This window comes from Pullulanibacillus sp. KACC 23026, assembly GCF_029094525.1.
Lineage (GTDB): Bacteria > Bacillota > Bacilli > Bacillales > Sporolactobacillaceae > KACC-23026.
The window spans coordinates 107306-119327 of the sequence record NZ_CP119107.1; the positions used below are offsets into that span (position 1 = coordinate 107306).

General features: G+C 38.5%; 12 protein-coding genes. 11 read left to right on the forward strand and 1 reads right to left on the reverse strand.

Features of this window, described 5'->3' with window-relative positions; all coding sequences use genetic code 11:
* Positions 1 to 368: 368 nt before the first annotated feature.
* Positions 369 to 1544 carry a ParM/StbA family protein gene (locus tag PU629_RS00505; protein WP_275282303.1) on the forward strand — a complete coding sequence of 392 codons (1176 nt, stop codon included), beginning with the start codon at positions 369 to 371 and terminating at the stop codon, positions 1542 to 1544.
* 9 nt (positions 1545 to 1553) lie between these two features.
* On the forward strand, positions 1554 to 2168 hold the full coding sequence (locus PU629_RS00510) for a hypothetical protein (protein WP_275282304.1): 615 nt from the start codon (positions 1554 to 1556) through the stop codon (positions 2166 to 2168).
* A gap of 121 nt (positions 2169 to 2289) precedes the next feature.
* On the opposite strand, the gene PU629_RS00515 is transcribed toward PU629_RS00510, so the two are convergent.
* Positions 2290 to 2607: a thioredoxin family protein gene (locus PU629_RS00515; protein WP_275282305.1), complete on the reverse strand. Its 318-nt coding sequence runs from the start codon at positions 2605 to 2607 to the stop codon at positions 2290 to 2292.
* Between the two features lie 394 nt (positions 2608 to 3001).
* On the opposite strand from PU629_RS00515, the gene PU629_RS00520 reads away from it, so the two are divergent.
* The 9 genes from PU629_RS00520 to PU629_RS00560 all read left to right on the forward strand — a co-directional run bounded on the left by PU629_RS00520 (position 3002) and on the right by PU629_RS00560 (position 11970).
* Positions 3002 to 3328, forward strand: coding sequence for an SPW repeat protein (locus PU629_RS00520; RefSeq protein ID WP_275282306.1), 327 nt, complete (start codon positions 3002 to 3004; stop codon positions 3326 to 3328).
* A gap of 357 nt (positions 3329 to 3685) precedes the next feature.
* The gene (locus tag PU629_RS00525; protein WP_275282307.1) at positions 3686 to 4651 is read left to right on the forward strand and encodes a PAS domain S-box protein; all 966 of its coding nucleotides are present in this window, start codon (positions 3686 to 3688) and stop codon (positions 4649 to 4651) included.
* A 272-nt stretch (positions 4652 to 4923) separates the two neighbouring features.
* On the forward strand, positions 4924 to 5619 hold the full coding sequence (locus PU629_RS00530; RefSeq protein WP_275282308.1) for a Na-translocating system protein MpsC family protein: 696 nt from the start codon (positions 4924 to 4926) through the stop codon (positions 5617 to 5619).
* 334 nt (positions 5620 to 5953) lie between these two features.
* The gene (locus PU629_RS00535) at positions 5954 to 6634 is read left to right on the forward strand and encodes a Na-translocating system protein MpsC family protein (protein ID WP_275282309.1); all 681 of its coding nucleotides are present in this window, start codon (positions 5954 to 5956) and stop codon (positions 6632 to 6634) included.
* A gap of 145 nt (positions 6635 to 6779) precedes the next feature.
* Entirely contained in the window at positions 6780 to 7715 is a 936-nt protein-coding gene (locus PU629_RS00540; protein ID WP_275282310.1) for a sulfotransferase domain-containing protein, read from the forward strand.
* Positions 7716 to 8073: 358 nt separating this feature from the next.
* Positions 8074 to 10404 (forward strand): xanthine dehydrogenase family protein molybdopterin-binding subunit, encoded by a 2331-nt coding sequence (locus PU629_RS00545; protein WP_275282311.1) that lies wholly within the window; start codon positions 8074 to 8076, stop codon positions 10402 to 10404.
* A complete protein-coding gene (locus PU629_RS00550; RefSeq protein ID WP_275282312.1) occupies positions 10391 to 11233 on the forward strand; it encodes an FAD binding domain-containing protein in 843 nt (280 codons plus the stop codon). The genes PU629_RS00545 and PU629_RS00550 overlap by 14 nt, the downstream gene beginning before the upstream one ends.
* A complete protein-coding gene (locus tag PU629_RS00555; protein ID WP_275282313.1) occupies positions 11230 to 11703 on the forward strand; it encodes a (2Fe-2S)-binding protein in 474 nt (157 codons plus the stop codon). The genes PU629_RS00550 and PU629_RS00555 overlap by 4 nt, the downstream gene beginning before the upstream one ends.
* Before the next feature lie 84 nt (positions 11704 to 11787).
* Positions 11788 to 11970, forward strand: a complete 183-nt coding sequence (locus PU629_RS00560; protein WP_275282314.1) for an H-type small acid-soluble spore protein — start codon at positions 11788 to 11790, stop codon at positions 11968 to 11970.
* Positions 11971 to 12022 lie beyond the last annotated feature (52 nt).

Genomic DNA, 12022 nt, shown 5'->3' on the forward strand with positions numbered 1-12022 from the left:
TTATAAATGGCATGAATTTATCTTAATTTTAATGATAGGGAAGGAGGGGAGAGGTGTTTGGCGGGGTCAATCAGTTTGAGTAAACATTTTGTGTACGTGTATACAAAATGTTTACTATGAGTGTACAAAAGCGTTTTCAAGTAAACAAACATGTATACTTCCCTTTGTTAAGGGTGTTTGCGTAGTTGTTGTTTTTGTAAACAATAATGTTTACAACGAAACGAAAAAGTTTACAAATAGATTACGGTTCTAATTTCGATCTTGTGACGCATTGTAGAATCTATTAATTTAATATAGGATAAGAGATGGATAGACTAGATTTACATAAAAGTAAAACGAAACTATTAAAAGAAAAGGGATGGTTTTAAGTGTCTAAGACTAGAATTGCGGCTGTAGACGTAGGTAACGACTCAATTAAAGCGATTTTTGGTGAGTTAGAGTACGAAATCAATATTCCTAACATCGTAGCAATAGATACAGAAGATCGCCCGGTAATTGGAATAGAAGAATTAGACAGTAAGAATCCGCTGGATGGAATTCACATCAAGGTACATTCACCAGCTTTAAAAGAAAATAATGAAATCTACCGTGTAGGGAGTTTGGCAACAAAGAGCGGTAATGCTACTGAGTTGGACTTAGGCAGTAATAAATCTGAAGAAGATCAAACATTGGTGATGCTATTTGCTACTCTCGCTCTGGATGCAGTCAAAGAAGAAAATACTGCGGCATTCCCAAGGACAAAAAATGTCATCGATGCGAATTACACATTAGGAACAGGTTTGCCTCTTCGTGAGATAAAAGAAGGTAAGGATGCTGGATATCGCTCCAAATTAATAGGCTCTGTTCATCAAGTGGAGTTTCTTGTAACGCCTAAATATCAAGGGATGAAAGTCAATATTAAATTTGATGAAGTAAAAGTCTATCCTGAAGGTTTTGCGGCTTATATCAATTTGGTGATGGACAATAACTTGAAGATCATCAATAAAGATTTAATTGATAAAAGAATTCTCATACAAGATATTGGCGGATTATCGACGGATATCGCGGTGATAAAAAATCGAACGGTTGATGATGACAGGGCTCAAGGATTCAATCTTGGGGTTTCTGAATCTTTAGACGAAATAAGAGAAGAAATTCGATCAAAGTATGGGATTGAATTAGACAGCCGCCTTGATGTCGTTGAAATTATCACGAGAAAAAATAATCGGAATCACATCATGGTTAAAGGAAGCCGGACAAGTGTTCATGAAATTACTGATCGGATCCTTCTAGAATTGGCCAAAAAGCAATACCGATTATTGCGCAATGTGTGGCAAAAAAATTCCCAAACAGAAATCTGCTATTTTGTTGGTGGAGGTGCCATTGTTTTAAAGGAATACATTAAAACATTAAATAACAATTTAGATGGTTACAATATTGAATTCTTTGAAGATGAAAAAGAGAGCATTTGGATGATGGCCAATGCATATTATAAACTTGTGACTGATTTTGTTAGAAAGAGTCAGAAACAAAAGGTACCTCAAGAAACAGTAAAGAATTCATAAGGTGATTGAATGAAAAAAACGTCTTCCAGTGAGATTCAGAGGGGCCAAGCTATCTCGTTTCGAATCCCGTCTGATACACCTGATCATTTAATAAAACAATTGAGTAAGCTAAAAGAAAGTGAAAGACGAAATTTTTCTAGTAAAATAGCTGAGTTTGTCATGCAAGGAGTCGGTCAGTCTATAACGAAGGAGAGGGAAACGATCACGATTCCCCTCCCCCATAAATTAAATAAGGCCCAAAGGAACTGGTTAAAGCATGAGCATTCTGAGGCCTTACTAGGGAGTATCGTTTATCAGTTATTGTCCAATCCTACCCGAGCAACAGCCTTGTTTACTTCCTTAAATAGCAATGCCTTAGATATCGATGAGGCGCTTTATTTGCAAGGGAATTCGAGTTTGGAAGAAGAGCCGATTGAATGGCCCCATTTGGATAATGATGAGCAGTCTTCGTTTCAAGAGACCTCCGCTACCAAGGATTTGGATGATGATATCGATCAGTTTGAGTTGGAAAGTGAGACAGATCCCCCTCTCATAGAAGCAGAAGAGGAAAGTGATGAAGGGGAAGAAGTAGAAGAGGATCTTGACAGTTTATTAGGAGATTTCCTTGCCAAAATGAATAATTAAGTAAAATAAAGCTGTCCCCACCAATCTTCATTTGAGGGACAGCTTTTTTGCTGCTTAGGAAATTTTCGAACTTGGAGAGAAGGGAATCTCGGCGTTAGCAATTTTGTTCCTTAACTCTTTTTTAGGCGCCTAACGAATTAATAAACGCTTGGACTTCATCTTTTGTTTTTCTATCCTTATTAACTAAACGACCCATTTCTTTTCCTTGATTAAATGCCACAAAGCTTGGAATGCCAAAAACATTTAGATCACTGCATAAGTCAATGAACTGATCACGATCAACATAGTAAAAGGTAAAGCGGCTGTTTTCTGATTCGAGTTCAGGTAAGAAGGGTTCAATAAATCGGCAATCAGGGCACCAATCTGCCGAGAACATGAGGATGACGCGTTCCTGATTAATAATGTCTTCATATTGGTTTATTGATTCCAGTTTATTCAATTTCAAGACCTCCATAAAGTAAGTTAAAATTATCATACAAAAAAAAGCCGCCAACTACAAAATTAGCGGTTTCCCTTAAAGAGTAGCGGAGAGGTTAGTCTAAGGACTTCAAATGGAGTTGTTGCTTTTTTAAAGATCCAGAATCAGAGAAGGCGCGATCGAGCGCATGATTCGACAATGATTGATCAGATGTGACATTTCCTGGGTAATAGTGACAATGTACTACATAGACGGTGAGTTCAGCAGAGGATAATTAGGACGAATAAAATGAAATTCCCGGAATATAATTTAACAAAAACGTTTTCACATAAGGGTTTAATGTAACATATATTACAGTAAAGTTATATATATATTTATATATATTAACTTAATTTAAACCTGGAGGTGATTTCTAATGAAGTGGGCACAGTGGTTAAATGCATTAATTGGGATCTGGTTCATCATTTCTCCTTGGACTCTTGGTTTCAGTCAGATTTCTATGGCAACTACGTTAAGTGTAATCTTCGGTGCAATCCTCCTAATCGTATCTTTTTGGGCAGCAGTACAAGAAAAGGCCGTTAATTGGTCATCCTGGCTAGGCTGGGTCTCGTTAATTATGGGTGTCTTGGTCATCGTGGTTTCGTTCTCCTTTAGCCTCTCTGCAGCAGCTATGTGGACGAATGCCATTCTTGGAGTGATTGTCGTTATCCTAGACTTATTTGCTATGGGTAAGTCAGAGTAAACTCATCACTTGGCCTAGGAACATAGGAATAATAAGTTTGGACTTTTGAGTTCTTAAAGCATTTAGGGCATCCTGTTAAATGGATGCCCTTTAAAGTTTTTTAAAACCCTTTAGAATTGTAAAACACTAGAGATATAGGGTATAATAAAGTTGGATAATGAGAAAATAGGCTCATATCTCTTTTTTATATTTAAGATAAAGATTAATAATGGTTAAAGATGATCTAGAAACTAATGCTAGACTGCAAAGCCAAAATAAGCGACGGGAAATCCTGTCCTTGTTTTGGTTTTTTTAATTGCATATTGTTGACTTAATGTGTGAGCTTAAATGACTTTAAAAGTTGGAAGGTATATTAAGATGCCCAAAGTAAATATACAACTAATTGATGTGGGTAAAAATAAAAAGTTGAAGGAGTACATTAAACAACAAAAGGAAAGTAATTTCAATTTATTTTCCAACAATAAGGAAGCGTTTTTAATTATCGATCGGCATGGCCATATTAGGCATGGAAATGTTTGGTGTTCTCGAATGGCAGGCTATTCTCAAGAAGAACTGCTTAAGAAGTCGATCTATGATTTGGTACCTCAAGAGGATATGTCCCTAAAGCCTTTTTTTAGTGAAGATATAGAGCAGTTTGCAGCTGATTTTTATATAAGAGGTGTAAGAGCTCCATTGCAAATTTCCTTTATTACGATACCTATATTCCATAATGATGAATTAATAGGAAAATATATGGTTTTAAAGGAAAGAAAAAAGGACCAGGAAAGTGAGCGGTCAGATACTCCTTATAACCAGTTGATCGATCATTCACCGTATGGAATTGTCCTTATTAAAAATGAATTAATAATGGATATAAATATGATGGGAAAGAAAATGATCGGGATTGAAGAAAAAAGAGAAGTCATAGGAAAAGATAGTTGTTCTTTAATTCCTGGTTCATTAAGAGAGGAATTTATCAACCGAATCAGATCCATTCAATCGGGGGATCAGATAGAACCTTGGAAACAAAAAATTGTAAAAGCCAATGGACTCATAACAGAGATAGACCTCCAAGCATCTCTTATTTGTTACAAGCATGAGGACATGATACAACTTATCATGAAGGAGTTAGATGGAGAGAGAAGCGTTACGGATTTGTCTTTATACATTGCAACAGGATTGGCCCATGAATTAAAAACACCCCTAATAAGAATAGAAGGCTTTATGGAGCTAATGAGAGTACTCACAAAAAATGAGGACATTTATTATGAGATTATTAAGGAAGATGTACAGCGCTTAAAGGACATAATCAAAGATGTTCTAATAACGGATTACCGCTTGTAGGCAAGAGAGGATATCTGGCCTTCGGAAATTTGTGTGGAAATTAAGTCAATCAAAAAGAAATTGCGATAATTTAAAACAGATGTTACAATAATTGTGACTAATGTCTTATTGTCATTAGTTCGTTAGTATTCATAGCCTTAACTAATTAATATAAAATATATTTTGTATGGTAAATGGTAGAAACTATTAAGTCTAATAGAGAGTCTAATCCATGGCCTAACTTCTATTTATAGAGGTTAGGCCATTTTTTATTATCTAAAGGGGAAATGAAAGTGATTCGAAATCATCAGTTCCAGCAACAAGATCTCCTCAAACTGAGCAGTTCAGTAAGTAAAATAATTAAGCGGTATTTTGGAAAAGGCCCGAGCAATTGTTACGCTACTTTTTATGAAGCGAGATTAACTATATATATTAACAAGTTTGCTACTCCAGCTGAGACTGTTTTGGTTCAAAATAACAAGATCGCTATAGCTCACTCATTTCGAATGGCTGTAATGGAGCATGTAGCAGAAGAAATTAAAGATAAAGTTGATTCTCTCTTTGGTGTCAGATTTGATTCACAATATAGTGATTGGGATTTTGAGTTGGATAGTGGGATTATTATGATGGAAAAGTGCAGTTCAAAGAAAGCGTTCCAAAACGTAGAAATGCCCTTATTAGCCAATCTTAAGAAACAAATCAATCAGGTCAGCGCCTTAGTACATAAGACACCCACAAATATAAGTGTATTTAAGGTAAGTCCCAAATTATATGGGGTAAAATGTGAAGGGGTTATGTATCAGATAGAAAAAACATTGTATGAAAAAGGTCATCTGGATATTTTGCATCAATGTTCAATCGAAATAAAAAAGAATTATCAAAAGCATTTGGATTCATTTGAAAAGGTGTTTGGGAGGACGATTGAAGGCTTATTTATAATTTGGGATTATAAAAATGAAGAGAATTATATCTTCTTTTCACTACAATAAACCTTACACATTAAGGTGAATTTTAACAGGGCTTATTAAACCGACATAAGAAATAGGTAGCTGAAACATGCATAGTGACTGTGCTTTGTGCATTCACCAAATAGTTCTCCAAAAAGTTGATTAAGAAAAAATTATAAGCGTGTATTTAAAACAAGAAGAGACAAATCTAAGCATGAAACCATTGGGGGTTATAAATATAATTAAGCCAATTATGGTAAAAATAGATATAGGAAATGTAAATAAATGACTTAAAACGTCTGTACTAGAGACTAACCATTGTAAGAAATAGGGTATAAAAGATCATAATTAAGCTGTCAATGAAAGAGGGATTAACATGAACCAAGACCTCCTGAATAAGTTAAGCAGCTACATCAGTAAGTTATTAAGAAGTACATTTGGAAGGGGACCGGAGTCCTGCCGTTGTACGATTAATGGGAAATTTATGGTCACTTATATAAACGGTTTTATATCCGCAATGGAAGAAGTCTTAATCAATCAGGGACAGGATGATCAGGTTAAAAAGGCTCGTAATGCAATCATGAACCATGTTCTCGATGAAGTTAAAGGTTATCTAGAATCTTCTATAGGCATTGACATTGAATTCTATTATCATGATTGGAATTTTCCAAGCAATTCTGGAATGATCTTTTTTGTTTTTAACCAAGAGCTAAAAGCGGAAGTAATTCAATCCAAAGTCAATTTAGCAGAACTCGAAAAGGAAGTTGCCCGTATTAGCATGCTCGTTCAAAAAGTACCAGATAAAATTAATATACACGGGATTTCTTCCTCCATCTATGTTGTTGAGCGAAGAGGTATCTTGATTCCAATTGAAAAAGCTTTAATAAACAAAGGCTTTAAAGATGAGTTGATAATAACAAAGGATAGTATAGAAAAATCCTATTTTTTCAGATATGGTAAATTTGAGGATATTTTTCATAAGGAAGTTAAAGATATCTTTATTGACTGGGATCTTAAAGCGGATAAATCGATTATGAGTTTTGTTTTAAAAACATGAATTAATCCCCAACCGACAAGAGTCGGGAGGGGATTTTTTTACTGAGCATTCTCATCATCAACCAAAGTTTATCTACTTAAGAAAAAGTTAAGAATAAGTAACCATAATTGATAGGGGCGATTCAACAATTATTAAGGAGATGGCGATGAAGACCATTTATCTGCATATTGGTTACCATAAAACAGCTACAACCTTTTTACAGCGCATTATTTTTCCAAAACTGAAGCAGCTTAATTACATAAACAAGACCGGTGAAGCCTTAAAAAGAATGAATCAAATTCGGACGAAAAAGCTTACTAAAAAAGAGATCGAGTCGTTTAGGAAATTTATTAACAAAAAGGATAATGGAAAGCCCATTTTAATATCGAATGAAGGGTTTTCAGGAAATCCTCTACATAGCAAAAAAACAAAGAAGCAATTTGAGGTGTTAGAGGATTTGCGAAAGATTTTCCCTCCCTCAGAGTTTGATGTTCATATAATAGTTGGCATTCGCGAGCAAGTCTCTCTCCTCACGTCTCTTTATTTACAATATATAAAAATGGGCGGGGTTCTTGACGGAAGTTCGTTCATCGAGCATTGTCAGCAAATAGGAGTGCTAGAAAACTTCAATTTTTTTCATACCCTGCATAAAATTGAAGAATTATTTGGCCGGGATCGTATGTATGTCATGGTCTATGAAAGGTTTCGCGATCAGTTTCGAGATGAATTGCTCCAACTGTTAAATTATATGGGTGAGAAAGAAATACCTGTGTACAAGGATGAGGAACAGCTTCGAAATAAAAGCCTTGGACAACTTCAATTAACGGTCACCAGAAGACTCAATAAACTTTTTAAAACATCGTTTAATCCTCAAGGGAAGTTCTCTTTCATTGAGGTGCCTGGACTAGGAACGCTCACTCCAAGACGACTTATTCAAAATAAATGGAGTAACAGGATTCATTATAAAAGTTACCGGTTTCCCATGGATAGGCAAACTGCGATCAAAGAAAGGTATGAAACCGGAAATAGGCGACTGTCAGAGGTCTATAACATAAGCTTGCCAGAGAATTATTACAGTGGGACAACAGAAAATGAAAATTAGCTTAATAGAATGCGGAAGGGCCATTCGTTCGAGAATGGTCTTTTTGAGCTTTTAGGGGGGACTCCCTTCTAATGAAAGAAGAACGCTTGAAGTGTCTATCCCCAAATTCAGTTTGACTGATGAATTTGGGACATCATGTCTGTTTTAGTAGCAAGTTTTTATTTGGATATCTGGAGAAGACAAAAGAAGATAAATAAATGAGATATATGAAGAATAAATATAAAGGTGATTCGAAATGAGTTTGGAGAATCATGAGTGTAAGATGAATTCCCAATCTAGAAAGACACACAGGCAGGGTTCTTTTAGAGGTGACTGACTAATTTATATAAGCACTTTTGTGATGAGGAGGAATCCGGAGTTGGAATACGTTGGGAAGAGTGTCATTCGAAAAGAAGCCTTTGATAAAGTAACGGGTAAGGCGAAGTACACGAATGATTATGGTGACCAAGGCACACTTCATGCGAAAATGCTGATCAGTCCTTATGCGCATGCTGCGATTACATCCATTGATTTTTCTGAAGCTTGGAAAGTCCCAGGAGTGAAGGCTATATTAGGGGATGAACCTTTTCCGTTAGTAGGGGAAGCGATTAAGGATAGACCTCCTATTGCCTATAAAAAAGTAAGGTATCATGGAGAACCTGTGGCGGTGGTTGTAGCGGATAATCTCATTTCAGCCAAAAGGGCAGTGGCTGCTATTAAAGTGACGTATGAGCCCCTTCCTGTTGTTAATTCACCCCGTGAGGCTTTTCAGAAACAGGCACATCTAGTCCATGAACACATAGAACGATATGAGAAAAATGAAAGTGTTTACCCAGTTCCAGGGACTAATATAGCTAATTTCACCAAAATTAGAAAGGGAGATCTAGAAAAGGGGTATTTGGAAAGCGATGTGACGGCCGAATTTAACGTGTCTTTTAACCCATCTGACCATGCGGCTATGGAAACGAGAAGTTCAACAGCAGAGATTAAGGCAGACGGAACGGTCGTGATTACGGCTTCTTCACAGGCCCCTTTTGCCATTAAACGATTAATGAATTGGTATTTTGGGATTGAATCGGGTAAAGTCATCGTGAATACACCGCTTGTTGGCGGCGCTTATGGAGGGAAGGCCTCTATTCAGCTAGAAGTGATTGCTTATCTGGCATCAAAAGCAGTTGGAGGCAGACCCGTAAAATTAACGAACACAAGGGAAGAAGATATGATTACTTCTCCTGTTCATATTGGGCTTGATGCCACCATTAAGCTTGGCGCAACGAAGGAGGGCCTGCTCAAGGCGGCCGAAATTACGTTTCTTTTTGATGGCGGAGCCTACTCGGATAAAGCGGTAGATATTAGTGTTGCAGGTGCAGTGGATTGCACAGGCCCTTATCGGATTGACAATGTCTGGTGCAATTCTTATTGCCTTTATACGAATCATCCGTATCCAGGTGCTTTTAGAGGGTATAGTCATTCAGAAGTCCTATTTGCATTTGAAAGGACTATGGATGTACTAGCTGAAAAACTGAACATGGACCCACTTGAGCTTCGTTCTATAAATGCCATTTTACCTGGGGATACATCGCCGACACAAGTGCCGTTGACTGCGAGTACATTAGGGAATTTATCCGAATGCATTAAGCGATTAAAAGAATTAATGCATTGGGAAGACGGCCAGAAGTCCGAAGTTAAGGGCAGGAAGGTGAGAGTAAAGGGCGTTTGCTGTATCTGGAAAAATTCAACTTTTGATACCGATGCGACATCGGGCGTCATCTTAACCTTTAACCCAGACGGGAGCATTAATTTGATGTCGGGTGTTGTTGAGATTGGAACAGGGACAAAGACCGTTCTGGCACAGATTCTAGCCGAACAAATGAAAATGGATGTCCAACAAATCCATGTCAAAATGCTCGTAGATACACAAACAACCCCCGAGCACTGGAAGACGGTCGGAAGCCGCGGTACCTTTATGGCTGGGAGAGCGGTAATTGAAGCGGCTAAGGATGCGAAGCGTCAGTTAAAGGAGCGGGCGGCCTTTGTGCTTCGCTCAAATGTCGAGGACTTGGAAGTGGCAAACGGCAAAGTCTTCCAAGCCGAACACCCCGAGGTGAGTATTGATATAAAAGATATTGCGTATGGTTATACCTTTCCTAATGGTCAAACAATCGGTGGTGAGATCATAGCAAAAGGAACTTATACGTATACCAATGCGACCCATTTGGACCCGGAAACAGGGAAAGGGAACCCTGGTCCCGAATGGTCAGTCGGTGCGCAAGGTGTTGAAGTCGAGCTGGATACGCGTGACTATACGTACCGCATTATAAAGGCCTATTCCGTTATTGATGTTGGGGGAGTACTTAATGAAAAGGCCGCTCTCGGCCAAGTGATGGGGGCCATGAGTATGGGGCTGGCTTTTGGCGGGAGAGAGACCTTTGTTATCGATCGCTATGGGAGAGTTTTAAATCCTCAACTCCGAACTTACCGGCCGCTTCGCTATGGTGAGCAGCCAGAGTATGTCGTCGAATTTGTCAAAACGCCATGTAAAGAAGCGCCTTATGGTGCAAGGGCAGTTGGCGAGCAGGGCTTGATTGGCATGCCGGCCGCTCTTGGCAATTGTTTATCCACGGCAATAGGTGTTCAATTGCGTTCCTTACCTCTAATCCCTGAACAGCTTTGGCGTGCCAGTAAGGAGAAACAACATGCTTCCATTTAATTTTGATTATTTCAAGCCTAAAACGTATCAAGAGGCTGTTAACCTATACCGCCGCTTTAAGGAACAAAACAGGACACCATATTATATTTCAGGAGGAACGGAGCTTCTAACTTTAGGGAGATTGGACCAGGATTATGCGGAAGTCGTTATTGATCTTAAAGGGATTTCTGACTATCAATCGATCGCCTTTAGTGAAGACTATCTCGTGATTGGGGCAGGGGCCAGCTTAACGGACATAGTAGAATCCGATGCTTTTCCCTTGTTAAGCCAAACAGCTGGTGATATTGCCGATCGAACAGCCCGTAACAAAATTACGATTGGCGGAAATATATGCGGGCAATTTTTTTATCGAGAAGCGGTCCTTCCGTTGTTACTTACAGAGTGTTATGTAGGGGTTGTGTCTGAAACGGGCATAACCTATTCGCCCATTCACCCACTATTTAATGGTCACATGATGTTGCAGGAAGGCTCCTTTATCTGTTCTTTATTAATTGACCGCAGCTATTTAACTCTCCCGCATATCAGTATTAAAAGAAGAATGCAGTGGGACATGGGCTATCCGCTTGTCACGGTCGCTGCTCTTAAGACAGATGAGGGCATTCGAATGGCTTTTAGCGGTGTTTGCCCTTTCCCTTTTCGATCAGATGAAATGGAAAGCAGGCTAAACGATACCCAATTACCAATAGAGGAGAGGGTAGAGCAGGCTTTAACCTATTTGCCATCGCCTGTGTTGAATGACGTAGAAGGCTCTTCTGATTACCGCCTATTTGTCTTAAAAAACACGATGTTCGATGCTATCCAGGCCATAGAAGGGAGTGCTCTTGAGTGAATGACCCTATATACACTTTTCTCTTGACTGTAAACGACGAGACAACACGTGTGACGGTTAGACCGGCTGATACATTGTTATATGTCCTGCGGGAGAAACTGGGCCTGACCGGGTCTAAACCGGGCTGTTTGAATGGCGATTGCGGGGCTTGCACCGTTTTAGTCGATGGGGTTCCCATGAAGTCTTGCTTAATGTTAGCGATAGAAGCTGAACAAAAAAAGATTACAACGATCGAGGGACTTCAGGATACCCCCATTCAACGAGCTTTTGTTGAGCAGTTTGCTTTTCAATGCGGATATTGTACATCCGGTTTTATAATGAATTGTCATGCCCTCGTGCAAACGAAGCCGAATGCAACGGAAGCAGAAATAAAAAAATGGCTGGAATCCAATATATGTAGATGTACGGGGTATGAGGAAATTAGCGAAGCAGTTCATTCTGTATTAGGAAACCTTGAGAGAGACACTTAATCCTTTAACTGAAAATAGGAAATAGAAACCCGTCTTTTAGGTCACCTTATTAATGTTTGGAAAACTGATTGGAAGGTGACCTAGATGGATGCACAGCGCGCGAAAGAAATTATAGATTCCCCCAGAACCATTCATGTTTTGTACGATGGGATGAAGGTCTATATACAAAATGTGAATGATGAAACAGAAATTGCAAGGGTTTATCCATTAGACAATCCCGAGTATATTCAAGATGTCCCGGTTGGCGAGTTAAATGAGGTACATTAATAGACGGAACTCATTCGAAGTCTGACGCCAACCTAAAAAAGGATCCTAAAAG